This is a genomic window from Halotolerantifilum yawarlongkerapense (assembly GCF_054506745.1).
Genome location: NZ_CP199719.1, coordinates 1,010,509 through 1,035,115, shown reverse-complemented (window position 1 = coordinate 1,035,115; position 24,607 = coordinate 1,010,509). Strand labels below are relative to the sequence as shown.

At 53.5% G+C, this 24,607-nt stretch carries 22 protein-coding genes; 18 read left to right on the top strand and 4 right to left on the bottom strand.

The genetic code is table 11. The features are described from left to right. Positions 1-143 precede the first annotated feature (143 nt). Together ACULM0_RS04965 and thiI are read left to right on the top strand one after the other, a co-directional pair. Positions 144-1,280, top strand: coding sequence for a cysteine desulfurase family protein (locus ACULM0_RS04965; RefSeq protein WP_463679360.1), 1,137 nt, complete (start codon positions 144-146; stop codon positions 1,278-1,280). Further along, positions 1,277-2,467 carry a tRNA uracil 4-sulfurtransferase ThiI gene (gene thiI / locus ACULM0_RS04960; protein ID WP_463679359.1) on the top strand — a complete coding sequence of 397 codons (1,191 nt, stop codon included), beginning with the start codon at positions 1,277-1,279 and terminating at the stop codon, positions 2,465-2,467. Before ACULM0_RS04965 ends, thiI begins: the two co-directional genes overlap by 4 nt. Positions 2,468-3,401: 934 nt before the next feature. On the opposite strand, the gene ACULM0_RS04955 is transcribed toward thiI, so the two are convergent. Then, on the bottom strand, positions 3,402-6,782 hold the full coding sequence (locus ACULM0_RS04955) for a transglycosylase domain-containing protein (protein ID WP_463679358.1): 3,381 nt from the start codon (positions 6,780-6,782) through the stop codon (positions 3,402-3,404). Positions 6,783-6,941: 159 nt separating this feature from the next. On the opposite strand from ACULM0_RS04955, the gene hflX reads away from it, so the two are divergent. From hflX to ACULM0_RS04920, 7 genes are all read left to right on the top strand, one after another. Next, positions 6,942-8,204 (top strand): GTPase HflX, encoded by a 1,263-nt coding sequence (hflX, locus tag ACULM0_RS04950; protein ID WP_463679357.1) that lies wholly within the window; start codon positions 6,942-6,944, stop codon positions 8,202-8,204. A 4-nt stretch (positions 8,205-8,208) separates the two neighbouring features. After that, positions 8,209-8,859: a YigZ family protein gene (locus ACULM0_RS04945; protein ID WP_463679356.1), complete on the top strand. Its 651-nt coding sequence runs from the start codon at positions 8,209-8,211 to the stop codon at positions 8,857-8,859. An 18-nt stretch (positions 8,860-8,877) separates the two neighbouring features. Next, positions 8,878-9,279 (top strand): CoA-binding protein, encoded by a 402-nt coding sequence (locus tag ACULM0_RS04940; RefSeq protein WP_463679355.1) that lies wholly within the window; start codon positions 8,878-8,880, stop codon positions 9,277-9,279. Further along, complete coding sequence (gene nadE / locus ACULM0_RS04935) at positions 9,276-10,019, top strand: NAD(+) synthase (RefSeq protein WP_463679354.1); 744 nt, start codon at positions 9,276-9,278, stop codon at positions 10,017-10,019. Before ACULM0_RS04940 ends, nadE begins: the two co-directional genes overlap by 4 nt. A gap of 14 nt (positions 10,020-10,033) precedes the next feature. Beyond that, a complete protein-coding gene (locus ACULM0_RS04930) occupies positions 10,034-10,762 on the top strand; it encodes a YebC/PmpR family DNA-binding transcriptional regulator (protein WP_463679353.1) in 729 nt (242 codons plus the stop codon). Positions 10,763-10,784: 22 nt separating this feature from the next. Continuing rightward, positions 10,785-11,903, top strand: a complete 1,119-nt coding sequence (locus tag ACULM0_RS04925; RefSeq protein WP_463679352.1) for an aminotransferase — start codon at positions 10,785-10,787, stop codon at positions 11,901-11,903. A 557-nt stretch (positions 11,904-12,460) separates the two neighbouring features. After that, positions 12,461-12,973, top strand: a complete 513-nt coding sequence (locus tag ACULM0_RS04920) for a reverse transcriptase domain-containing protein (RefSeq protein ID WP_463679351.1) — start codon at positions 12,461-12,463, stop codon at positions 12,971-12,973. A gap of 207 nt (positions 12,974-13,180) precedes the next feature. On the opposite strand, the gene ACULM0_RS04915 is transcribed toward ACULM0_RS04920, so the two are convergent. Beyond that, positions 13,181-14,338: a CapA family protein gene (locus ACULM0_RS04915; RefSeq protein WP_463679350.1), complete on the bottom strand. Its 1,158-nt coding sequence runs from the start codon at positions 14,336-14,338 to the stop codon at positions 13,181-13,183. Between the two features lie 131 nt (positions 14,339-14,469). On the opposite strand from ACULM0_RS04915, the gene ACULM0_RS04910 reads away from it, so the two are divergent. The 5 genes from ACULM0_RS04910 (at position 14,470) to ACULM0_RS04890 (ending at position 18,910) form a co-directional block, all read left to right on the top strand. Further along, positions 14,470-15,303: a DegV family protein gene (locus ACULM0_RS04910; protein ID WP_463679349.1), complete on the top strand. Its 834-nt coding sequence runs from the start codon at positions 14,470-14,472 to the stop codon at positions 15,301-15,303. Positions 15,304-15,383: 80 nt separating this feature from the next. Further along, on the top strand, positions 15,384-15,554 hold the full coding sequence (locus tag ACULM0_RS04905) for a hypothetical protein (RefSeq protein ID WP_463679348.1): 171 nt from the start codon (positions 15,384-15,386) through the stop codon (positions 15,552-15,554). A 100-nt stretch (positions 15,555-15,654) separates the two neighbouring features. Continuing rightward, the gene (locus ACULM0_RS04900) at positions 15,655-16,914 is read left to right on the top strand and encodes an L-cysteine desulfidase family protein (RefSeq protein ID WP_463679347.1); all 1,260 of its coding nucleotides are present in this window, start codon (positions 15,655-15,657) and stop codon (positions 16,912-16,914) included. 143 nt (positions 16,915-17,057) lie between these two features. Next, positions 17,058-17,756: a sigma factor gene (locus ACULM0_RS04895; RefSeq protein WP_463679346.1), complete on the top strand. Its 699-nt coding sequence runs from the start codon at positions 17,058-17,060 to the stop codon at positions 17,754-17,756. A gap of 5 nt (positions 17,757-17,761) precedes the next feature. Further along, positions 17,762-18,910: an anti-sigma factor domain-containing protein gene (locus ACULM0_RS04890; protein ID WP_463679854.1), complete on the top strand. Its 1,149-nt coding sequence runs from the start codon at positions 17,762-17,764 to the stop codon at positions 18,908-18,910. A gap of 43 nt (positions 18,911-18,953) precedes the next feature. Here the strand turns inward: ACULM0_RS04890 and ACULM0_RS04885 are convergent, their stop codons facing one another. Beyond that, positions 18,954-19,703: an EAL domain-containing protein gene (locus tag ACULM0_RS04885; protein ID WP_463679345.1), complete on the bottom strand. Its 750-nt coding sequence runs from the start codon at positions 19,701-19,703 to the stop codon at positions 18,954-18,956. A gap of 154 nt (positions 19,704-19,857) precedes the next feature. Here ACULM0_RS04885 and ACULM0_RS04880 point away from each other — a divergent pair, with 154 nt between their 5' ends. The 4 genes from ACULM0_RS04880 to ACULM0_RS04865 all read left to right on the top strand — a co-directional run bounded on the left by ACULM0_RS04880 (position 19,858) and on the right by ACULM0_RS04865 (position 23,574). Beyond that, the gene (locus ACULM0_RS04880; protein WP_463679344.1) at positions 19,858-20,721 is read left to right on the top strand and encodes a DMT family transporter; all 864 of its coding nucleotides are present in this window, start codon (positions 19,858-19,860) and stop codon (positions 20,719-20,721) included. A 1-nt stretch (position 20,722) separates the two neighbouring features. Then, positions 20,723-21,229, top strand: a complete 507-nt coding sequence (locus ACULM0_RS04875) for an N-acetyltransferase family protein (protein ID WP_463679343.1) — start codon at positions 20,723-20,725, stop codon at positions 21,227-21,229. A 4-nt stretch (positions 21,230-21,233) separates the two neighbouring features. Beyond that, positions 21,234-21,791 (top strand): hypothetical protein, encoded by a 558-nt coding sequence (locus tag ACULM0_RS04870; protein ID WP_463679342.1) that lies wholly within the window; start codon positions 21,234-21,236, stop codon positions 21,789-21,791. Positions 21,792-21,885: 94 nt separating this feature from the next. Next, the gene (locus ACULM0_RS04865) at positions 21,886-23,574 is read left to right on the top strand and encodes a glycoside hydrolase family 13 protein (RefSeq protein ID WP_463679341.1); all 1,689 of its coding nucleotides are present in this window, start codon (positions 21,886-21,888) and stop codon (positions 23,572-23,574) included. Between the two features lie 64 nt (positions 23,575-23,638). Here ACULM0_RS04865 and ACULM0_RS04860 read toward each other — a convergent pair whose 3' ends face one another. Then, on the bottom strand, positions 23,639-24,607 hold the full coding sequence (locus ACULM0_RS04860; RefSeq protein WP_463679340.1) for a polyprenyl synthetase family protein: 969 nt from the start codon (positions 24,605-24,607) through the stop codon (positions 23,639-23,641).

Sequence of the window (24,607 nt, the reverse complement as noted above, 5' to 3'; positions counted from 1 at the left end):
ACCCCCTTTCTTCCCATTGTACATGATAAGCCACGCTGGACCCTTAACATTTTTGAAACACATGGGTGGTTATTTCGCGGGGAAAGCAATTGTCAAGCGGCTTCAAAAAGGATAAAATGAAAGACTGAAGAGAGGTGAAGAGAATGCCTTACCTAGATCATGCGGCGACGACGCCGTTGCACGAGTCAGTAAAACAGAGGATCATCGGATCTCTCGATACGTATGGGAACCCCTCCAGTCTTCACAGGCTGGGTCTCGAGAGCGAGCGGATGATCACGGGTGTCCGTGAGAAAGTGGCGTCAGCACTGGGCGTCTCGCCGACGCGTGTCTATTTCACATCCGGTGGTACGGAAGCCAACAACCTCGTCCTACAGGGTGTACTCCAAGGGAAGAAGGGACATGTGATCACCTCAGCCTTTGAACACGCCAGCGTGGGCGATGCCATCGATGCCTTTGCCGACCGCTTCGAGATCACGAGATTACCCGTTGACCGGCAGGGCCGCGTTCAGGTCGAGGACCTTGAGAAAGCGCTGCGCGAGGAGACTGTGCTCGTGAGCATTATGGCGATCAACAATGAAACGGGCGTGATCAATCCGATCGAGGAGATCGCGCGGGTGCTTGCTAAGCGAAACCAACGGCCCTTTTTCCATGTGGACGGCATCCAGTGGTTTGGAAAATTTGACATCAATCTGAAACAGACGCCAATCGATGCCTTTACATTTTCAGGGCACAAAATCGGTGGGCCCAAGGGAATCGGAGGCTTCTACATCGCCAATCCCGATCGTGTGCAGCCGATGATGAACGGCGGTGGGCAGGAGATGAAACTACGCCCTGGAACGGAGAATCTCCTGGGCATCCTAGCGCTCGGTGCAGCGATCGAGGAAACCATGGCGTTGCGCGACGAGATGGTAAAACATGCCAAAGCTGCACGTGAACAGTTGATCGCGACCATCGAAGTCCCCGATTATATCGTCAACACATCGGATTGCCAATCACCCTTTATCCTAAATATCGCCTTCGCCGACATCAAAGCTGAGGTCTTGCTCCATATGCTGGAGCAGCAGAAGATTTACGTATCCACGGGGTCGGCCTGTCATTCGAAGGATGCCTCGGTCAGCCACGTGATGAAAGCGCTCCGCCTGCCGGAGCCTTACCTAGAAGGGGCTTTGCGCTTTAGTTTTGGTGCGGACACGGATCCCGAAGAAATGCCCCGGGTGGCGGCCGTGCTCAATGAGAAGATCCCCTTTATCCGGAAGTTCATGAAAGGACAAAAAGCATGACTGATATGATTTTGATCAAATACGGTGAGATTGCCCTCAAGGGGAAGAACCGCCGGTATTTCGAGAACAAGCTGGCCAATAACATCAAGGCTTCCCTCAAGGGGGTCTCGGATGCTTCATTCAAGATGTCACACGGACGCATGTTCGTCTTCCACAAGAGGCCAGATGGGCCAGAAGTGATCGAACGCTTGCGCCGTGTCTTCGGTATCGTGGCCCTGGCCCCGGGCAAAAAATGCGACAACGACGTAGACCAGATGATTGATCTGGCCATTGCCGAAATGACGCGCGTGCTACGCGATACGCCCCACAAGACGTTTAAAGTGGAAACGCGGAGAACGGACAAGGGATTTCCCCTCAAGTCTCCAGAAATCAGTAAGATGGTTGGGGGCGCTCTTCATGATCATTTCGAAGCCCTGGAGGTGGATGTGCACCACCCCGATATTACGGTCAACATCGAGGTGCGGGAGAAGACGTACCTGTACACAGGTGAGATCAAGGGACTCGGCGGCATGCCCTACGGTACATCGGGCAAAGCCGTGAGCTTGCTTTCCGGTGGCATCGATAGCCCTGTTGCCAGTTACCTCGTGGCCAAGCGGGGGGTGACCATCGAGGCGGTGCATTACCACTCCTACCCCTTTACCAGCGAACGAGCCCACGACAAGGTCCTCACGCTGGCCAAGAAGATCGCGGCCTACACCGGTGGGCGCTTGTTACTCCATAGCATCAATATCGCCGAGATCCAACAGGCGATCGCCGAGAATTGTCCCAGTAGGGAGATAACGATCCTATCCAGACGGTTCATGATGCGCCTGGCGGAGCGCGTGGCTGAAGAAGTGGGGGGACAGGCGCTTGTGACCGGAGAAAACCTGGGTCAGGTGGCCAGCCAGACCATCGAGGGGCTTGGTGTGACCAATGATGCGGTGTCGTTGCCGATTCTGCAGCCTTTGATCACCTTTGATAAATCGGAGATCATCGAAGTCGCACACCGAATCGATACCTTTGAAACATCGATTCTGCCCTTTGAAGATTGCTGTACCGTCTTCCTACCAGACGAGGTAGTGATCAAGCCTACGGTGGAAGAGATGCACCTTTCCGAAGAAGCGCTAAAAGTGGCGGATCTCGTCGAAAAGGCCTATGCTGCGAAGGAAATGTATCGTGTGACGCCCGATGAGGTGCACGCGCTCTAGCATCCTGAAATAGATGGGGTTTTGAACAAAGAGTGAAAAGAAAGAAGCGGGTCGTTGGGAACTACCAACGACCCGCTTTCATGTGTGCCGGGCATGGCACCGATCTAGCAGGCGAAAGTCCACTAGGCGCTCGGTAGCAGGAAGCGATAGCCGAAGGCAAGGGTGTCCACCGCAAGGTGGAATCTGAAGGAAGCCGGATGTGAGGGCGGGGAGTTCTGACGGGCAAAGTTCCGGGCCGACGAACAGAAATTTCATATAAGGCCAAATCTGGAGGACGACTCTGCAAAATATGACGAAGTCCACTGCTACCCGGAGCCTGTGTTTGGTAAATGAAGCGGCTACACGGAATGAAAGTGATGGTTCTCACCCGGGGAGGTCTCACAGACATCCGGTAGAAAATCCGAAGGATGGAGTAAAGCTTGCTGTGAGAAGTCAGCCGAGGCCATCATACAAGGCGTTTTTTTCTGGGAAGGGCTGTACAATCTTAAGTCTTGAGTGACGACCGGAAGGGGGTCGACGTGTTGAAAGCAGACTACCGAAAGGGCTGTCTGCAAAGGGATCGTGCGGAACTTAAAAGAGTATGCAGGAGCGCAGAGCGTCGATGCTCGGAAAAAGTCGCGAACAAGAGGGTACCGAGGACCTAATGCGTGAAGGAAGTCAAAGCCCATCACATAGGCTGGCTGAATCACTACCACATCGCATCGATCAAGAACACACTTGGGCAATCCCAGGCTGGGCTAATGGCGAATGACCGGAAGTACGTTCCATCACAAACAAAAAGCTCGTACAGGCAGGATGTTTTGAAATCCTGAAACAGTACGAGCGATTATGAAAGCACTTAAGCGATAGAACCGCCGTGTACCGAAGGGTACGCACGGTGGTGTGGGAGGTCGGGAGAATCATTCAATTCTCCCTCCTACCGGATTGATACTATCTAGTCTTCATCAGAGCTTTGATCCATTTGATCGAGTAGGTCCTCTGAATCCTGCGGCTGCTGATCCGTTGTGGATTGTGCCGGTGTTTCGTGGATTTGTCGGATTTCACTGGCTTCAATCAGCGTACCGTTGGGGAAGCTGAGGGAGCCGTCGACCAGAATCCGCGTACCGACCGGCAAGAGGATCTTCTGTCCGTTCATCAGATCCGCGTAAAGTGGAATCTGGATAATCTTGCTTCCGTCGGGGAAGGTGATAATCGGTCGTGTCGAGCCATTGTAGCTCCCCTGATCGAAAATGTCGATCAATTCACCGGTGTGCAGATCACAGTCCTCTTTGGGCAAACGGTAGAGATGGTCGCGTGTTAAGATCGGGTTTCCATTGGCAAGCAGGTGGTTCTGTGGGTTGTATCCTGGAACAGGATCGATAAACACTTTTTCCTTGACCAAATCCTCTGGACAGTACTCGGTGGCAAGTTTACCGCTCTCGACATCGACCCTGGCCAGCACATGGACATCATCGGACTCACGCGGCTCTGTGCCCGGCAGGAAGAGCTCTGTCCTGAGCGTACCCCTGGGATCCTGTCTGCTCAGGTCTGAGGGGAGTTTGCCGCTGGTGGTGTCTACCGTGATATGACGGATCCCCTCGGGTTCGACGAAGTCCAGCTCCTCCATAGAAGCATGGATATCTTTCATCACCAGCGACCAGAACTGCGCGCTGATTTTCGAGCCCTGGTCGAGGGGCATGTTCTCATCGCTACCGAACCAGACGGTAGCCACGTAGTAGGGGGTGTATCCGGCGAACCAGGCGTCGAGCTTATTCGAAGTGGTCCCCGTTTTACCGGCCACAGGAATCCCTTGGTTCTGCGGTCGAATCTGCGCGACGGTAGATAGTCCGCTGGTAACACCCGAGCGCATCATGTCCGTCAGGATATAGGCCGTTTTCTCATCGACGACAATTTCCTTCTGGGGCTTTTTCTCGAGGATGACCTCGCCGTTGCTATCTGTCACGTGGGTGTAGGTGATCGTTTCGACGAGCACCCCATCGTTCGCCAGGGCCCCGTAGGCCGCCGTTAATTCGATGGGCTTGATTCCGCGGGTCATACCGCCAAGCGAGATTGCCGAAAGGTTCAAATCATTGGTACGTCCTTCTTTGACAAGTGTTGTGATCCCGAACTTCTCGAGGTACTCAATGCCCGTGTCGACGCCGAGCTCATTGGCGATCTTTGCCGTCACTACATTCAGCGAGTACTCGATTCCGTTTCGAACGGTCTGCAGACCCCAGTACTTGTATCCGTCCGAGGCATACTCGTACCAGTTGAGGGGCCAACGCTCGCTTCCACCCCCTAGATAGGTGGGGACATCATCCACCGGTGTGGCCGCTGTAAATTGTTTTGTGTGAATCGCCGGGGTGTAGACGGCCAATGGTTTGATGCTCGATCCCGGTTGCCGGGGATTGAGCGCCCGGTTGTAGATCTTCTGGCCGGCGATGTTCCTTCCGCCCACGATGGCCTTGAGCTCTCCCGTTCGGTAATCGATGATGACCATCGATGACTGGGGTTGGATGACCCCACTCGTGGAAATGATGTAGTTCCCCTCGTTGATCAGTAGAGCACCTTCATCCGAGGTGGTGTAGAAATCGTCGTTCTCTTCAAAGAAAGCAGCATCGACCACCACGTTCCCTTCATCGTCGTAACGTTTGTACGCATCGGGGATCAGCACATCGCGCCCCTCGAAGGAGTACAGGTCGACCACGTTATAGGAACCGTTACCGTTACGCGTATTCGAAGGATGGTTTTCGTCGTACTTGTAGGTGTTCTTCACGACGACCTGGATGCGGGAAAGCTCGTTGTTCTCGAAGTGGTCGTAAAAATTGAGACGTCGGTTCTTGATGAGGACCAAGTTGCCCCGATCGTCGAAGCGGTAGTCGCCCGCTGGAATCACCAGCTGATCGGACCCGTTGACCAGGCGGTCATAAGGGTAGAGGAGGGTGCGTCGCGACTCTTCAGATACGATATTGCGGTTGTTATCCAGGGTGATGGTCACCTTGGGAAAATACTCGTGGCTCTTGAGAAGATCCAAAGACTTCAGGGCCTTCTTGATGGTGACGAGTTCTTCTTTCTCCATCCCGCGGCGGTAGATAGTAGCCGTCATTTCACCGAGATCAATGAGATTGAGCTCCGCCATTTTTTCCAGCGTACCGGATCCGATGATCCCATCGACCTGCAGACCGTACTGGTTCTGGAAGGCCCGCACCGCTGCATAGGTGGGTTCGCCGAAGTATGGCGTCAGGTTGTCACCGCTGTAGGCACCCTCCAGGGTTTTCTGCATATCGAAGTCGATGGTCGAGTGGATGGTCACACCACTCGTGTACAGAAATTGTTGGGCTTCTTCACGGGTGTAGCCGTAGGTGGTCATCAGATCGGCGATCACATCATCTTTCACCATGTCGGCAAAGTAGGAGGTGATCTCTTCATCGGCCATACGGCCGTAATTGAGCTTTGTCTTCAGATCCACCTCCGAAGCCATGTTGTACTCTTCTTCCGTGATATAGCCATTCTCTCGCATGAGGTAAACAACGGTTTGGTAACGACTCTCCATGGAGGGGTTGTAAACGACGGTATAGAGCGGATCACTGTTGTCGATCACATAATCGTCATCGTCTACATCTTCTTTCCGCTTGGTAATCATGGGCGAGTAGCGCAAGGGATTCGCCGGAATACCCGCCAACATGGCAGATTCTACGAGGTCGAGTTCCTTGGCCTCTTTGTCAAAATAGGTTTGAGCCGCAGCCTCGACACCGTTAGAAGAAGAGCCGAGGTAAATGGTGTTCAAATAAGATTCGATGATCTGTTCTTTTTTGAGGTGTTTTTCGAGTTGCAGGGCGTAGTAGGCCTCTTTGATCTTTCGATCGATGGTGCGGACGGACTTGATATCGGCTAGGTACAGATTTCTGGCCAACTGCTGGGAAATGGTCGAGGTACCTTTGATCCGTTCGCCAGATGTGACGCTATCCACGACGGATCCGACCAAACGCACGAAGTTGAATCCGCTGTGTTCGAAAAAGGTCTTATCCTCTACGGCGACAAAGGCGTTGATCAGGTTGTCGCCGATCTGATCGTAGGTCACGATCGTTCGGAGCCCCTGGTTCTGGATCTGCTCGAGGACGCGTCCCTCGCTATCTAGGACCACAGAGTTCTCGGTCAGCAGATCGTTGATCCGGCTGGGGTCAATGGCCGTGACTTCACCGAGCACGCTGTTCACGTAGGCCAAGGTGGCCCCGGTACCCAAGATCCCCACGAGGATCACGACGAGCAAAAAGTATTTTAAAAATGTGAAGCCCGAGCGCTTCTTTGTTTTCTTATTTTGTTTACCGCTGGACATGGGATTCCCTCCTAAGCTTTTCATATAATTCTCAAGCTATTATATCACAAAACCAAAGCAGACGTTACTGGGGTGTACCATTGACTGAGCTGATTCTAGCACCGCGAGTTGTAGACCGTGTGAAAACGCTATATAATATGGAGTATGGAGGTTTTAATTATGGAAGAGAAGAAACAACGTTGCGTTCTCGTCGGCGTGAAGCTCAAATCCTCACGAGAAGACATCACAGAATCGATAGAGGAACTCGGCGGGCTCGTTGAGGCGGCCGGAGGCACGGTTGTTGCCATCGCCCACCAGGAGCGGGAGAGTATTCATCCCGCAACCTTTATCGGCAAGGGAAAGCTCGAGGAAATCCATGATTTCGCAGCATCAAACGACGTGGATCTCGTGGTATTCGATGACGAGCTGAGCGGTGCACAGCTTCGTAACATTGAAGAAGCGCTTGATTGTGCTGTGCTCGATCGAACGGCGCTGATCCTGGATATCTTCGCACGTCGTGCAGAGTCGCGAATCGCAAAGCTGCAGGTGGAACTGGCACAACTGAAATACCGTTTACCGCGCCTCGTGGGGCTGAACAAATCGCTCAGTCGAACGGGTGGGGGTATCGGAACCCGGGGTCCGGGTGAGCAACAGCTCGAGCTCGACAGAAGGCGGATCAACGAGCGCATCGCCGAGATCCGACGACGGCTGCGCGAAGCAGAGAAAAGCCGCCAGACACAACGGAAGAAGCGACAGGAAGACCACATCCCAGTGGTTTCGCTGATCGGCTATACGAACGCGGGCAAATCGACCCTGATGAACCGGATGATTGGTGATCACGGTGATGCCGAGAAACAGGTGTACGTGGAGAACATGCTCTTTGCTACCCTCGACACCTTTTCGCGCAAGGTTGTGCTCGATGACAAGAAGACCTTTATCCTGAACGATACCGTGGGGTTCATCTCGAAACTACCGCATGCTCTGGTGGAGGCCTTCAAAGCGACCCTCGAAGAAGTCCTAGAGGCGGATCTTCTCCTGCATGTTGTCGATGTATCGAATGATGAGATGGAGAGACAGCTCAAGGTGACGGAGAAAGTCCTCGATGAAATCGGGCACAGCGGTCAGAAGACCCTGATCGTTTACAACAAGGCGGATCGATTGGACGAAATCCCCGCCTTACCCCGTCCTGGGTTCCTGATCTCGGCGAGTACGGGCGAGGGGGTCGAAGCCCTCATAGCAGCAATCACCCGGGAAATCTTCGGAGACTACGAAGACGTGACCCTACTTATCCCCTATACGAGGGGGGATCTCGAATCTTATCTTTTCAATCATTATGACGTGGTCATCCTGGACCATAGGGAAGAGGGAACACTGATCCGATTGGAGCTTCCTTCGATCGAACGCGGTCGTTTCCGGGCTTATCTCGTGCAACAGGAGGCGTGAGCGGGTGGCATTCAAGACAATCTTGAAATCTTCTGAAACGACCATCGAGATCAAAAAATCAAAGTTTATCGCTCATCTGACTCCCGCGACTACGGAGGAAGAGGCGCAGGCTTTCATCGAGACCATCAAGAAACAGCATCGGGAGGCGACGCACAACGTGCCCGTCTATCTGATCGGGCCCGCCTACCGCATCCAGCGTTACTCTGATGATGGAGAACCTTCGGGGACTGCTGGACTACCCGTTCTGGAGATGCTTAAAAAAGAAGGGATCACAAACCTGGCCCTGGTGGTCACCCGTTATTTCGGAGGTACGAAGCTGGGTACCGGTGGCCTCGTCCGTGCCTATACGGAAAGTGCGCGCGCAGGTCTCGAGGCGTCTACAGTGGTCGAAAGAAGACCCTATCGCCCGATGCAAATCACTTACGATTATCCCCACCACGGAAAGATTGAGTACCAGCTGACGACAAATGAAGCCGTGATCATTCGGGAGACGCTTTTCGAGGCCCGTGTAGCGATGGTTTTATATTGTCGTCCCGAGAAGGTCGATCGCTTGATCGAGCAGTTGGAAGCGACAACAGCCGGGCAAATCGATATCGAACAGCGCGACTTGGACCACCTGATGTTTGCAGGCGATCGGTATCTACAGGACCAATAGAACCAAGGAGGCAGAGACATGGAAGCAATCATACAAGAGATGCTAAAGAAGAAAAAATGGGCCGTCGTGGGTGCCAACCAGAATCCCGCGAAATATGGGAACAAGATCTTCAACAAGCTACGAAGCTTCGGGTATGAGGTTTATCCGGTGAACCCGAAGTACGATGAGATCGAAGGGGTCACCTGTTACGATCAAATTTCAGACCTGCCCGTCGAGGTGGACTGCGTGAATGTGGTCGTACCTCCGGCGCTCTCGAACGCCCTCGTGGATGAAGTGAAGAATCAGGGGATCGAGCGAATCTGGTTTCAACCCGGCACCTTCACGCCTGAGATCGTGGATAAGGCCGAGGTCATGGGACTGAAGACCGTTTATTTTAACTGTGTCCTCGTCGAACTTGACAAGTGGGGTTCTTTGTTATGAGCAGCCGAATCGAAAGTCGTATCGAACACGTGGTGCACTGGCTGAGAGAGCAGGTCCAAGATGCAGGATCCAAGGGAATGGTCGTCGGTCTCTCCGGCGGAATCGATTCCTCTGTCGTGGCCTACTTGATCAAAAGGGCTTTTCCCGAGGAATCTTTGGGTGTCATCCTTCCCTGTAAATCGAACGATCGCGATGCCAAGGATGCAGAAGCGCTGGCAAAGGCCTGCGGCATCGCGTATTTGACGGTGGATTTGACGGAGACACACGATACGCTTTGGCGATCGATTTTAAAAGAACTCGGGACCATTGAAAATGCTCAGCTCACGGATGCCAATCTTAGAGCCCGATTGCGAATGAGCACGCTCTATGCTATCGCGGGAAGCCGCCAGTACCTCGTGGCGGGGACGGACAACGCTGCTGAGGTCTACACGGGTTACTTCACCAAATACGGTGACGGGGGTGTGGATCTACTTCCGATCACCAACCTGACGAAGCGCGAAGTCTACGAATGGGCCGAATACCTTGGGGTGCCCCGGTCGGTCATCGAACGTCCGCCGTCGGCCGGACTGTGGGAAGGCCAGACCGATGAAAAAGAGATGGGCCTGACCTATGACACGATCGATGATTACCTCGAGGGGAAAACCATCGATGAAGGGGACCGTAAGCGTCTGGAGGCCATGCACGCCCGGACGGAACACAAACGCAAGATGCCACCGGCACCGCCGGCATTCAATGACTAAGGAGAACTGACACCATGGGAAGAATTGGAACGATTATCAACCGTAAAGCCAAGCAGGATGCGAAGAAAGCCAATGTCTTCACGAAACTAGGGCGTCTGATCAGTGTCGCCGCACGTGAGGGTGGATCGGATATTGAATACAATGTAGCCTTGAAAAATGCCGTGGAGAAGGCAAAGGCAGAGAACATGCCCAACGACAACATCGAGCGTGCCATCAAAAAGGGCGCCGGCGAACTCGAGGGTGTAAGCTACGAGGAGATCATCTACGAAGGGTACGGTCCGAGTGGCATCGCTGTCATGATCGAGTTGTTGACCGATAACAAGAACCGTGCCGCGGCGGATATTCGGCATTATTTCACGAAATGCGGGGGGAATCTCGGCGCAAACGGATGCGTCTCCTTTATGTTTGATCACCTGGGCGTGCTTGTCATCAAGAAGGGAGACCAGGTCGAGGAAGAGGCGCTGATGATGGCCAGCATCGAAGCGGGTGCCGATGATTTTGTCGTAGAAGAAGACCACTTTGAAATCTACACTGAGGTGACGGGATTTGGTGAGGTGCGTGATGCCCTGAAAGAAGCGGGGTATGCTTTCGACATGGCCGAACTACGCTATCTGCCGCAAACCACCAGCCCGTTGACCGACGAGGAGGACATCAAGCAGATGACCAAACTCCTCGATTTGCTCGATGAAAATGACGACGTGCAAAATGTCTATCATAACTGGGAGGACTCGGAACCCGCATAGTACAACCGAAAGGTGGAAGCCCATGCAGATCAAACCCTTTGATGTTGAACGATGGATGGATCTATATGAAAACGACTGTAAGTACAATCTAGCGGAGACCTGTGTGTCGTCGCTCTCCCTCTCAGAACTCATGGCACTCACGGGTATGGGAATGGAGTTTCTTGCCGAGTTGGCCTCGATACGACTGACCTACGGCGAAATCCCGGGTTATCGTCCCTTCAGAGAGGGGATCGCAGATCTCTACGAAACGCTCGATGGTGATCATGTCCTCACTACCAACGGGGCCATAGGAGCCAATTCCCTTGTCCTCACGACCCTGGTAGAACCGGGGGATGAAGTGGTGGTCGTGGCCCCGACCTACCAACAGCACCTGAGTATCCCGGAGATGCTAGGCGCAGAGGTCAAGGTCCACTGGTTGGTAAAGGAGAAGAACTACCTGCCAGATCTCGAGAAGCTGGCGGCGCTCGTGACGGAGAAGACCAAATTGATCTGCATCAACAATCCCAATAATCCCACGGGGTCCCTGATGGATCTGGAACTTATAAAAGAGATCGTGGAGATTGCCAGGGTGGCGGATGCCTATCTGCTATCGGACGAGGTATATCGGCACTTGACCCAAGAAGATGTTTTTTCGCCCTCTGTGGCTGATCTATATCAGAAGGGAATCAGCACGGGTAGCATGTCCAAGGTCTTCTCCTTGGCCGGACTGCGACTCGGCTGGGTGGCGGGACCGAAGGACGTGATCGCTGCCTGTTACGAATTGCGACACTATATGATGATCAGCTGCGGAAAATTGGACGAGAGAATCGGAGCCCTTGCCCTGGGGAACGCCGATGTGCTCCTCGAACGGAACCGGAGCATTATCCGGACAAACCTCAAGATTCTCGACGAGTGGGTGAAGACCGAGCCGCGGATCGATTACGTCAAACCCGAGGCGGGAACGACGGCGCTTCTCTCTTTTGATCTACCCATGACCTCCACGGAGCTCTGTCACGAGCTGATGGCAGAGGAGGGCGTGATGTTTGTGCCTGGGGATGCCTTTGAGATGGGGAAGACCCTGCGTGTAGGCTATGCCTTTGAACCGGATCATCTCCGCGGGGGATTGCTCGCCTTCAGCCGCTACTTGAGAAAGTTCGATTAAAAAAAGACACCTGCCGAGTTAGTCGGGCAGGTGTCTTTCGTCATGTGTGCCGGGCATGGCACCGTTCTAGTAGGTGAAAGTCTTGGCACAGGTAGTTACCGCCAAGTGTAGCGAACCACAAGCCGGAAGCAGCAATGCCAAGGGGGGAGGAAGTGGTGTAGCAAAGCCAGCGAGCCTACGAACAGAAACCGGATACAAGGCTAAATGGCGGGTAAGGTTGCAAACCAAACCGAAGCCCAAAAGATAAACGTAAGGCCAAGAGAGTAAATCCGGAGCTTGTGCGGCGAAAGAACGGTGTCTTACCCCGGGAGGCCTGGGTAGCGTGCGAAAGCACGTGCGACAAAAAGCGTACACCCAGGAGTCAGCTGAGATCATAGTATCCGGGTGCACCACCCGGAAAAAGGATCTAATGTCAACGTACTGGCAAATCGCTGAAAGCAAGATTGAAATAGTCCGAAACCGAGGATATGCTGAGCAAACAGGAACGTAACCCTGTGGAAGCAGAAGGTAGGTGGGATGGTCTCCGATAACTGTATAGACAGATGGAGGAGCAACAAATGGAAATCATTGACTGGATACTGCAAGACAAGAATTTGGATGAGGCAATCAAAGCGGTCAAGCGCAACAAAGGTGCTGCCGGCATTGACAAAATGACGGTAGATGACCTTGACGCTTATTTCGCCCCACACAGAGACAAGATCAAAGATCAAATCCGTGTAGGCAAGTACAAGCCAAGTCCCGTGAGAAGGGTCTACATCCCGAAAGAAAGCGGCAAGAAGCGACCTCTGGGTATACCGACCGTAGCGGACAGCGTGATACAACAGGCGACGGCACAGGTGCTGTCAATGGGCTATGACAAATACCTCTCTGACAACAGCTACGGGTTTCGGCCGAACAGAAACTGTCACCAAGCCGTCGAAAAGGCACTCCAATACCTCAACGAAGGGAACGAGTGGGTAATTGACCTAGACATCAAAAGGTACTTTGATACAGTAAACCATGATCGATTGATTTCCATACTCAGAGAACGCGTAAACGACGCATCTCGGACGAGGAGATCAATAAAGTAGCCAACTCTCGACTAGGGTGGTATAGAAGGTGCGGGATGTACGTGGTGAACTACGCGCTGGATCCCAAGATACTCGGGACCAAGACAAAAGACCGACCAGGCCTGGTCGATCTTTTACTTACTATCTGGGTTCATTTGATTCTACGTTGATGTGGCGCCGTATACGAGACCCGTACGTACGGTGCAACGGGGGGGTGAGGGGAGACTTTCACTCTACCCTATTTAGGATGCCCAGGCTATCCTGTTGAACGGTCATGAGCTTACGCCGCAAGGCTTCGCTGATCGTGGGATCTTCGAGGGTGGCCGCTATGGGGAGGATCCGGTAGCGGCTACCCGGGGGCCCTCCTGTACGCTCCACCCAGGTTGGGTGGAGTGTAGCATCGATCCATCGCTTTCCGCTGAGGCGGTCGAAGGTGACCAACAGATCGACGATCACGCCTGCATCTTGGTAGCGTTTACGTTGGTTGGATAGGAAATTACCCATGGAGTAGATCGTGAAACGGTCGGGCCGCTTCTGTTCGGCGGGTTGGAGAACGTGGGGGTGAGCACCGAGAATGATATCGACGCCTGCAGCGTGTAAGGTGTCGACCAAGGCGATCTGCTCGGCGCTGGGCGTCCGGTGGTACTCGTGGCCGAAGTGGAGGGCGACGACGATCAAGTCTGCGGAACGGAGGGCCGTCACATCCCGCAAGATTCGAGAGGTGTCGATCAGATTGACAGCCTCAGGCCGGTCTACGGGGAGCGGCAGACCGTTGGTACCGTAGGTGTAGTTCAGGATGCCGATCTGTAGACCCTCCCGTTCGACAAGGAGGGGGGCCACGGGATCGGAAGAACGGAAAGTACCCGTTGCCTGTAGTCCCGCGTCATCGAGAACATCGAGGGTTCGGTCGAGTCCGTCGATGCCTCCGTCTAGGGAATGGTTGTTCGCCGTGGTGATCACATCAAACCCTACATCGACCAGACTGTGGGCCAGATCATCGGGTGCGTTAAAGCGTGGGAACCCGTGATAGGGCACCTGCGGACCGGTAAAGGTTGTCTCGAGGTTGGCGATGGCGATATCCGCCTCCTCGATGAGGGGTCTGATCGCCTCGAACTGGTGGGTGAAGTCATATCGACCCGAACCAATCGCTGCATCGTTGATCACGGGGATGTGCATCAGGAGATCGCCGACGGCTGCGATGCGGATCGTGACGAACTGCTCGCTTTTTAAAGCGTCCTTCTCACGTTCGAGATCATGCAACTGATGGCTGAGGTCAAGGGCGGCACCATAGGAAATGGATGCCTCGGTTTCAGCAGTGGGAGCGGGGCGATCGCAGGCGGTGAGTGCCAATAAGAGGAGTATAAAGAGTAGGGTGCGTTTGGTCATAGTGGCCTCCTGAACTGAAGTCGTGTGCTATCCATTTCATTATACCATTGTCGATGCAGCGTGCGTATCTCGGTCTCGCTAAAGAAGGGTAAAAATGGTATACTGATTCTAATCATGAAAGGAGAGATAGCATGGCGATCAGGCTATTGACAGACAGTGGATCGGACTTACCCAAGGAGATACGAGACACTTATCATATTCAGGTGTTGGACTTAAAAGTATACGTGGATGATCAAGAGGTGACGGGCATCGATCCTGTCGAACTGATGCGTGAGATGAAGGCGGGTAAAATGGCCAAGACCGCCCAGATTCCTCTCAAGGAGCTACAGGATGCTTTCATAGAGGCTGCGGAAGCAGGGGACGAGGTCCTGTACATAGCTTTCTCATCGGTTCTCAGCGGTACCTACCAGACGGCGATACTCGCGAAGCGTTTGGTGGAAGAAGAGATGGAGGCGTCCATCACTGTCTTCGACTCGAAGGCCGCCTCGATGGGTCACGGCCTGATTGTTCTTAAGGCTGCGCAAAGGCTCAACGAAGGCGCAACGCTAGAAGAAGTGATGGGGACACTCGAGAGCTATGCGCCGACGGTAGAGCATCTCTTCACAGTGGATACCCTAACTTACCTCGTGAGAGGCGGTCGGGTGAGCCGCGCCAAGGGGATGGTGGCCGACATCATGAACATCAAGCCACTGCTGGACGTTCGTGAGGGAGCCTTGAACCCTTTTGATAAGGTGCGCGGGAAGAAGCGACTGTTCTCTCGCATGGTCGAGATCATGGAGGAGAGAAGCGGGGGCTTGTCGGGAAGCCGTATCGGCATCACCTACACCGATAATCCCGAAGATGTGGACAGAATCGTGAGCCTACTCAAGGAAAAGGGCGTGGGCGAAATCATCCAGGGGCACATCGGCCCCGCGATCGGTGCGCACACGGGTCCTGGGACGCTGGCCATCTTCTACGAAAAATAATATGAACAAATTGTAAATAATCCAATACAAAAAATTAATATTTGCACAAATGGGTAACCATGCAATAGGAGGCGATCGATATGAGACGCAACGAAACTCCTCTTGTAGAACATTTAATCGATGACCTGAGTATGGTACAGTCCGGAGATGACCCTCAGAGCAGACAGTTGGAACGGGTCTACGGAAAACCCTACCGCTCCCAAGACAATTCGCTGAAGGCCGTGAAGGGCCGGAAAGTGGCATCGAAATAAACCTCGCTTCGGTGGGGTTTCTTTTTTGTGCAGGACAAAGGTGGGCGAAACGAAGAGAAAACGTTATAATAGAAGGGAACTAGTAAATGGGGGGATTGTCATGCATGATTATTCGATACTTTTGAGAACCGAGTTAAAACCGGCACTGGGGTGTACGGAACCGATCGCCATTGCTTTGGCAGCGGCGTATGCCATGGAAAGGTGCAGTGGTGACCTGGTGGCGCTTGACGTGAAGGTCAGTAAGAATATTTTTAAAAATGCCAAGTCCGTGGGAATCCCCGGGACCCAGCTGATCGGCATTCGTTATGCCGCGGCGCTCGGAGCGATCGGTGGACAAGCTTCCCTCGGTCTTGAAGTGCTCAGGGGACTGACGGACATGGCGATAGATGAAGCCACCCGATTCGTCGACGCAGGGCACGTCCAGTTGGATGTTATCGATGGCGTGGCGATGGTCTACGCTGCGGTGGAGATCACAACGACAGCAGGGACCTGCAAAGCGGTGATCGCTAACAAACACGATGAACTCGCGTCCCTTTCGGTAAACGGTGAGATCGTTCGGGATGCCTTGGCTGCCGTTGACGGGAATGTGGAAAAAGTGGTGCAGATTTCAGTGGCCAAGATTGTGGATTACGCGAACAACGTACCCATAGAGGAGATTCGCTTCCTGATGGATGCCGCCATCGTGAACAACGACTTGGCACAAGAGGGTCTTGCACACGAGTACGGATTGAGTATCGGTCGTTTGTACCAGGAGCAGATGGGAGCCGGACTCATGGGAAAGGACCTGAAGAACAGGGCCGTGGCGGCTACTTCAGCGGCCTCTGACGCGCGAATGAACGGTGCCCCCTTACCTGCGTACTCAAACTCGGGCAGCGGAAACCAGGGGATCACCGCCAACATTCCGGTCTATCACTACGGCATGGAAATGGGCAAGTCGGAGGAGGAAATCCTTCGTGCGCTTGCAGTGAGCAATCTGATGCCCATCTACATCAAGCAACGTCTCGGGCGGTTGTCGGCTTTTTGTGGCGCCGTCGCGGCCGGCATCGGTGCCAGTTGCGGCATGACCTACCTCGATGATCCGGATGTCGAGAAGATTAAGTATGCCATCCAGAACGTAGCCGGCGACATCACCGGCATGTTTTGCGATGGTGCCAAGGCCTCTTGCGCCCTCAAGGTAGCCACGGCCGTTGAGTCGGCCTTCAAGGCACACCTTCTGGCGATGCACAACCACACGGTGATGGGCTATGAGGGTATCGTGGAAGATGACGTGGATCAGACGATCTACAATCTGGGCTTGATCGGGAAGGACGGCATGGCTTCCACTGACGACTACATCGTGGAGATCATGCTCAAGAAATAGCCTCTGAACCCGACGACGTAGCGAACGGTTGGTAATAAAAAGATGGGGAAACTCATCTTTTTCGCATTTTGGTCCCGAAAATCTGCTATCTTTCGTAAGGTTATAGTGAAAGGGGCGGAAGATCGGCGTGGAGGCAGGATAGTATGTTCTTCTCATGGCTGATGACAATCGAAGCGCCGGAAGCGCATCCCGATGATCGGGCGGTGAAAGCGCACGATGACGAGGGGGTCCGCGAGCGCTTGCTCCGCGATTTCCAACCCTTCGTAATCCGTTACCTGTCGGATCTATTGGGCAGGTTCATCGAAGTGGAAAACGATGAGGCTTACCCCATTGCACTCGAGGCATTTAACGAGGCCATCGATCGTTATGAAAAGACCCGCGGATCGTTTTTGACCTTTGCAAAAATGGTGATCAAGAGCCGTGTGTTCGATGAACTCAGAAAACAGACGGTGGATACGGTACCCGACGCGGTGCTGGTGAATGAGTCGGGCAGAGAGGACGTGGCCTATAGCACGCAGGTGAATGTGGAGCTCACGAAGTACAGGCAAATTCTATCGGAACACGGTATGGGTTTTGAAGACCTGGTTCGATCGACGCCCGTACAATACCCCACCCGGCAACGTGCCGTGATGATCGCCAAAGAGGTGGCATCGAACATCGTCTTGACCAAGGCGCTCTTGGAAAAGAGGCGCCTGCCGATCAAAGCGACGGCCAAGGTTACGGGCACCACGGTAAAAATTGTCAAGGGTAGCAAGGTCTTCATCTATGCACTGGCCTTGGCGTATATCAATGAGTTGGAAACACTTGTCGAGTATCTCGACGAAATGGAGAGAGGCGGTTGATCACGATGAGAAAAGGGATCGTGATGGAAAAGGGTTCGGACCACGTCATCGTGATGACGAAGGACGCACGCTTTGTCAAATTGAATACGAAGAAACACGCAGCGATCGGCGAGGAAATCTACTTCTTTGAAGAAGATCTTGCCATCAAGCGACGTCCGATCGGACGCGCCGCAATCGCCGCGGTCTTGGCATTCTTCTTGATCTTGGCATCGGTTCCGTTCATCGGACCATACCTCACACCGGTCTATGCCATCGTGAGTGTTGATATCAACCCGAGCCTCGAATTGTTCTTAGATCAACAGGAGAAGGTCATCCGGTACCGCGCCTTCAATGAACGTGCGCGGGATGTCTTATCGAGAGATCTTGTCGGTGATTCGATAGAAGAAGCATTGGAACAAATTTTAGAGCGCGTGGAAGCGCTCGATTACAAGGAGACGGATACGCCCGTCTTAATCGGTTTCACTTCGGAACACGAGCAGTTCCGAGAGCAGCTGTCCGAGCATCTGACAGTCTTCGCTACGGAGAATGAAGAGTATCGCTTCGCCTTGATCGGCACCTCGGACGTCCCCGATGCAAAGGGGAACAGTCTAGGTAAGACGGTTCTCAAGATCAACGGGAACGAGGAAATCGAGACGCTCGAGACCCCTGATCTGAAACGGATCAATCACGGATTACCGCAACCCGCTGTTGAAAACCGCGAACGGGTCGAGGAGCAAAAATCCTTACGCGATGCGGAGAAGGCTGAGCGCGAAGTCGAGCGGTTAGCTGAGAAAAAAGAGCGTAAAGAAGAACAAGAACAATTCGTGGAAGAAAAGAAAGAAGCGGCTCGTCGCAAGGCAGATGCAGCGCGTGGGAAAGGGCTCAAGGAACAGGACGATCAAGAGGGTCCCAAGGGCCCCAAGGGCCCCAAGGTTGAAGAAGAAACACAAGATGACGAAATAGGCGAAACGGATCCGGGGGAAGAGGCCTCCACACCGCCGGGCCAAAGAGAAAAAGAGAACAATGGATCGGAAGCAGCGGATGAGGATTCTGGCGACGACGAAGAAGAGCCGGAGGACGAGGATGAGAACGACAACGAGAACAAGTCCGAAGAGAAGGACCCATCGGAAGAAGAGTCCTCCTGGGAGCGTAACCGATACCAATTCAGACAATAAAAAAAGAGCTGGGTCCGATCATCGGACTCAGCTTTATCTATGGTTAGATCGAAACGACCATTTGAGGAGGGGGGTAGATCGTTCGATCTCGGAAAGCGCCGGACGGGCGAGGACGTTCAATATAATATCCCTGACCGTAGTGGACGCCTAATTGCATAAGGGTTTGAAATTCGGCTGCTGTCTCGATGCCCTCGGCGATGAGCTTGAGACCGACATGATCGGCCATGGCCACGATGCCCTTGATGATCGCCTGGTTGTAGGTCATGCAGTCGATCGAGCGGATCAGTTCCATGTCAAGCTTGACAAAGTCAGGTCGCAGGGCGGCCAATCGGTTGAGACCGGCGTAACCACTACCGAAGTCATCGATTGCGATGCGGTAACCCTGGGCGCGATAGTGATCGAGGATCCGGACGAAGTTCATCGGGTCGTCGATCGCTGCCCTTTCTGTAATCTCAAAGACAACTCGCGTGGGTGAGAGGTGTTTCTCGGTAATCAGGCCGTGTGTGAACCCTGTCTCGAAGTCCTCCTGTTCCGTCAGATCCGCCTCGGCATTGAGGAAGAGCAGGGGTGGAAAGTTGCTCTTCGGCATGGAGGCAATCGCCGAACGGCGAAAGGCTTTTTCAAGTGGCCAAAGCTTATCGGCTTGCCTGGCCATCCGGATCAACTCCACCGGACCATCGTAGAGGGCATGTCGACCGAGCGCTTCCATGCCCAATACTTCAAGGGTCTGAAGCGAAACAATCGGTTGATAGAGGGTATAGATTCCGGCGTCGATCGCCGCTTGATTGTACATCGTATGAATCACCTGACTTTCGAACTTATACTATCACTTGTACCCTGCGGATACGTTAAGCAGCGGTTAAGCTTGTGTTAACTAGAGGTTTTAATCCGTCGACAGGATTCGGGCGTCATGATAAGATAGAGTGAAAAAGTAGGGGGGAAGAGGATTGGAATCGATTATCCGTCAACGGAATAAAGCCTATGCGATGTTGCTGCTCACCGGACTCGGCTGGGCGGCAAGCACCATCATGATCAAATTGCACATCGGGGCACTGCCCCCCTATCACCTGATGTTCGGCCGCTTCAGCGTGGCTTTCGTGGCCATCTACGCACTGTTTCCAGGTAAGTTGAGGCCCCTCTCCCGACGGGACACACTGGCGGCCCTGCTCATCGGCGGATTGATTTTTGTCGCTTATACCTTCGGGATCACGACGCTCTCCTATACAACAGCGTCAAAATCGGGATTTCTCGTGGCGATGTCCGTGTTGTTCGTACCCCTGTTCCAAGTGGTGGTGCACCGAAGTGTCCTGAGCCCTTGGGTGGGTGTTTCGGTCCTTCTCAGCATCGTCGGTCTTTTCCTGATCTCCGGTCTCGACGGATTGGGATTCAACTACGGAGACATGCTGGCGATCGGTTGTGCGATCTTCTACTCCCTCTATATCATGGCGGTCGATCGCTTCGGAAAGACCATCGACAACGTGACACTTGTACTCTACCAGTTGGTGACCGTGATGGTCCTGTCACTCGTGATGAGCATTGGCTTCGAAGGCTTCAGTCTTAGACTGCTCAGCACCAATAGTTGGGCTATTCTGTTCACCGGTATCGTGGGGACAGCGGTGACCCTGTATTTTCAGAATAGTGCCCAGCGGATCACGTCTCCCGAGAGCGTGGGACTCCTGCTCCTCAGTGAGCCGGTGTTCACCCTGTTATTGGCCGTGTTCCTCTTGGCAGAGCAGGTCACCTTCTCCGGCTTGATTGGGGCCATGCTGATTCTACTAGCCATGGTCCTCACGATCGTGAGGGGGGTATAGGATGGCCTCGCTGATCATGCGCAAGGCAAAACAGGATGATGCCGAGCAGATCATCCGTTACACGATGAAAGTCGGTGGAGAGTCCGATAACCTGACCTTCGGATCCGGTGATTTTCTCAGGACCAAGACCGACCAGGAACGGCTCATCGAGGAGCTGAATCAGCAGGAGAACGGCCTGATTCTCCTTGGGCTCACGGGCGGGGAACTGGTGAGTGTGGTGACCTTTTCGCGGGGAAAATCCACAAGGATCCGGCATTACGGTGAGATCGGCATCACAGTGTCCGCCGACCACCAGGGCAGGGGAATCGGCCGGAACATGATGCTTGCGGCGATCGAACGGCTCGTTGGAATGGGTATTGAGAAAATCAACCTGAAGGTGCGCTGTGACCATGAAAGGGCACTGGCACTCTATGCATCGTTGGGTTTTGTTATCGAAGGACGCGTCAGCTGTTACTTAAAGGTCCACGGCCAGTGTCAGGACGTGTACATGATGGGCAAGGAGGTTTGAACAAATGAAGAATCAAAATGTTTATATTGGGATCATCGTGATCCTCGTGATTGTCATCTTAGGGATGGCGGTTTCGTATCGGTCATTTCTGGACGAGTACGAAGTGGTGAAGGTCAATTATGATCTTGCCAAATCGAATATCGAGGAAGTCAAGACGGCCAATCGGGAGTTACTCGAAGAGGTGGAGCACAACAAAGAACTGATGGACGAGCTCAAAGTTGACCTGGCGGATCTGAAAGAAGCCCTGTCACTGAAAGAAGGAGAGTTACTGACGCAACCGCTGTTCGACGCGATTGCTTTGAAGGAACTCGAGCGTAAGGGCTATGAAGGTAGTGTGGATGATCTGATAGATGATTTGACGAACCGCCCGGAGCTTATCCCTTTTGACCCGGTGCTCGGTGGAACGATGCACTTTTCGCGCGTGATTCCTCTCAATCATCGTTGGGTCTACGCCACGGCAGAAGACGGACACATTTTGGGTGATCTGCTCTTTTCCTATGACATTACCGCGTCAGGTGAGGTCACATGGACACTGCTAGACGACTGGTTGCCTACCGAGTGATTCAATCACAATCAGAAGGTCCAACAAACAATCTGCTTTTTTGATCTTCACGAGTTAGGCAAGAGGAACGAAGCGAGAAATGAGGTGATCGGTGGTGAAAAGTTCAAAAAAAGTATGGTGGAAGGAAGCGATCGTCTACCAGATCTACGTGAGAAGCTTTTGTGATGCCAACGGGGATGGCATCGGTGATCTTGAGGGAATACTCGGGAAACTCGATTACCTTGAGGCGCTCGGGATCAACGCCATCTACCTCAACCCGATCAACGCATCACCCAATCATGATAATGGCTACGATATCTCGGATTACCGCGCGATCATGCCGGAATTCGGTTCGATGGAGACCTTCGAAAGATTGCTGGCAGCCTGCCACCGTCGCGGTATTCGCCTGATCATGGACCTGGTCATCAACCATACCTCGCACCTGCACCCCTGGTTCATCGAGGCCACAGAGGCTCCCGATTCAGATTATCGGGCCTTTTACCTATGGCACCCAGGAAAAGCGGGGGGGCCGCCCAACCGATGGGGTTCTTTTTTCGGAGGCAGCGCCTGGACATACCATCCCAATGTGGGCGCCTACTACCTGCATCTCTTTTCCAAGGAACAGCCTGATCTGAACTGGGAGAATGAAAGCGTTCGCCAAAAGATGCACGGGGTGATCCGCTTCTATCTTGAAAAGGGTGTCGATGGCTTTCGCTTTGATGCGATCAACCACCTGGCCAAGGATCATCGGTATCCAGAAGGGGAGCAGAAGCTGGGTGAGGTTTACACGGACTTCATACCCTACGTGCAGAATCTAGAGCGTGGCCACGATTACATCAGGGAGATTGCGGCGCTGATCAAAAGCTGGGACCCTCAGATCCCCGTGATTGGCGAGACGGGTGGGATCAGCTATCACTCTGTGGCGCGCTATACGGCGCCAGCACGCGCTGAGCTGGATTTCACCTTCCATTTCGACTACCATTCCGTCCCGAGGGATGAGCGGACCGGGAGGATCGATCTGAAGCGATTGAAGCGTACCATCGGGGGATGGCAACAGGTGGAGGAGCACGAGGGTTGGGTGCCGCTCTTCTACTCCAACCACGATAGTTCGCGGACCGTCTCCCGCTTGGGAGATGATGGTGTCTACCATGGCCGTTCCGCCAAGATGCTTGCCCTTTTGCAGTTTACCCAGCGGGGAACCCCCTTCGTTTACTATGGCGATGAAATCGGCATGACGAATGCCTACAATTACAAGCTGGAGGATTACAACGATCTGTCTGTCATGCAGCGCTACAAGGATCTCGTGACGGGCGGGCACAAAAGTCACGACGACTTCATGGCGGATCTCCACGAAAAAGGGAGGGACAATGCGCGGACACCCATGCAGTGGTCGGCTGCTGCTCATGCCTCCTTTAGTAGCGTCACGCCATGGATCAAGCTTAACAATCGCTTTACCACCATCAATGTAAAGGAGCAGCAGGACGACCCCGATAGCATCTGGCATTTCTACCGGCGGTTGATCGCATGGCGAAAGGAGACCCCGGCTCTGGTTTACGGCTCCTTTTTCCATGTCAACGTCCATCACGGGCGTGTGATCGCCTACGAGCGTCGCCACGAGGGGAAGCGGTTTCTCGTGATCGCCAACTTCTTCGGTGAAACAACCCGCTTCCGCTTGCCGACACGCCTAGGGGCCATCGACGCTTACAGGCCCCTGCTGTCCAATGTGGCGGAGCCCTGCGTGTTTCAAGACCGGGTCTGCACACTCGTGCCATACGCGGCCTATGTTTTCGAAAGACTACAGTAGCATGAGAAAACCCCCGCATCCTATCCCGTGTTCGGGCGCTGGATGCGGGGGTTTTTTGTTGTGTCTAGTAATCTCTTCCGATGAGGTGTTCGGCCAGATCACGGATGTGGGCTTTTGCCTCGTTATCCGATAACTTGTCGATGAACCGGAAGGTTTTTCGCTTGTATTTTTCGGCCACAGCTTTAGCACGCTTGAGGCCGTCTAGTTCCTTGACGAGCCGCACGATCTCACGGAGTTCTTCGTGTGTGATCTCTTCTTTGGCGAGCAGCGCAGCCAGGGTGCCGTCGTCTTTTTTGAGCGCCATAATCATCGGAAGGGTGATGATGCCCTCCTTGATATCATTGAATTTGCTTTTGCCGATGCGTTCGAAATCATCGTCAATATCCAGAATATCATCGATGATCTGGAAGGTGACCCCGATATAGTGCCCGATCTGTGCGATCAGCTTCGTCTCTTTGGCGGAAGCGCCGCTTCTGTAGGCACCGAGGTAACCGCTCATTGCGATCAGCGCCGCTGTCTTAAAGGAAATTTGGCGCAGGTAGGTCTTGTAGTTCAGCTTGGTGTTGAAACGATTGCTGTACTGTAAGATCTCACCTTCGCAGATGCTGCTGATCGTCCGCGATAATTTTTGCAAGCGTTCAAAATCATCGATTTCCGAAAGCATCATGAAGCACTTTGTGAAGAGATAGTCTCCCAAGAAAACGGAGAGATCCTTCCCATAGGCGGATTGAGCCGTGGGTACGCCACGACGCATCTTGGAGTCATCGATGATATCATCATGGATGAGTGTGGCCATGTGCAGCATCTCCACCACGGCGGCGAGGCGAATGAGTTCTTCTTTGTCACCCTCGTCACCAAAATTGGCGGCCAGCAATAAAAAGGCGGGGCGGATCATCTTTCCGCCCGACGCCAATAAGTCATACAATGGTTTTGCGATGGGACCTCTTGCCGACCGGATTTCTTTCTCGATGGTCGTCCTGACCCGCTCTACATCTGTCGAGAGGGTGCCGTAGGTCCGATACAATTCGGTCAT

Coding starts and splice junctions, on each gene's coding strand:
- ACULM0_RS04965 (WP_463679360.1), top strand. CDS start 144: ATGCCTTACCTAGATCATGCGGCGACGACGCCGTTGCACGAGTCAGTA.
- thiI (WP_463679359.1), top strand. CDS start 1,277: ATGACTGATATGATTTTGATCAAATACGGTGAGATTGCCCTCAAGGGG.
- ACULM0_RS04955 (WP_463679358.1), bottom strand. CDS start 6,782: ATGTCCAGCGGTAAACAAAATAAGAAAACAAAGAAGCGCTCGGGCTTC.
- hflX (WP_463679357.1), top strand. CDS start 6,942: ATGGAAGAGAAGAAACAACGTTGCGTTCTCGTCGGCGTGAAGCTCAAA.
- ACULM0_RS04940 (WP_463679355.1), top strand. CDS start 8,878: ATGGAAGCAATCATACAAGAGATGCTAAAGAAGAAAAAATGGGCCGTC.
- nadE (WP_463679354.1), top strand. CDS start 9,276: ATGAGCAGCCGAATCGAAAGTCGTATCGAACACGTGGTGCACTGGCTG.
- ACULM0_RS04930 (WP_463679353.1), top strand. CDS start 10,034: ATGGGAAGAATTGGAACGATTATCAACCGTAAAGCCAAGCAGGATGCG.
- ACULM0_RS04925 (WP_463679352.1), top strand. CDS start 10,785: ATGCAGATCAAACCCTTTGATGTTGAACGATGGATGGATCTATATGAA.
- ACULM0_RS04920 (WP_463679351.1), top strand. CDS start 12,461: ATGGAAATCATTGACTGGATACTGCAAGACAAGAATTTGGATGAGGCA.
- ACULM0_RS04915 (WP_463679350.1), bottom strand. CDS start 14,338: ATGACCAAACGCACCCTACTCTTTATACTCCTCTTATTGGCACTCACC.
- ACULM0_RS04910 (WP_463679349.1), top strand. CDS start 14,470: ATGGCGATCAGGCTATTGACAGACAGTGGATCGGACTTACCCAAGGAG.
- ACULM0_RS04905 (WP_463679348.1), top strand. CDS start 15,384: ATGAGACGCAACGAAACTCCTCTTGTAGAACATTTAATCGATGACCTG.
- ACULM0_RS04900 (WP_463679347.1), top strand. CDS start 15,655: ATGCATGATTATTCGATACTTTTGAGAACCGAGTTAAAACCGGCACTG.
- ACULM0_RS04895 (WP_463679346.1), top strand. CDS start 17,058: ATGTTCTTCTCATGGCTGATGACAATCGAAGCGCCGGAAGCGCATCCC.
- ACULM0_RS04890 (WP_463679854.1), top strand. CDS start 17,762: ATGAGAAAAGGGATCGTGATGGAAAAGGGTTCGGACCACGTCATCGTG.
- ACULM0_RS04885 (WP_463679345.1), bottom strand. CDS start 19,703: ATGTACAATCAAGCGGCGATCGACGCCGGAATCTATACCCTCTATCAA.
- ACULM0_RS04875 (WP_463679343.1), top strand. CDS start 20,723: ATGGCCTCGCTGATCATGCGCAAGGCAAAACAGGATGATGCCGAGCAG.
- ACULM0_RS04870 (WP_463679342.1), top strand. CDS start 21,234: ATGAAGAATCAAAATGTTTATATTGGGATCATCGTGATCCTCGTGATT.
- ACULM0_RS04860 (WP_463679340.1), bottom strand. CDS start 24,607: ATGACCGAATTGTATCGGACCTACGGCACCCTCTCGACAGATGTAGAG.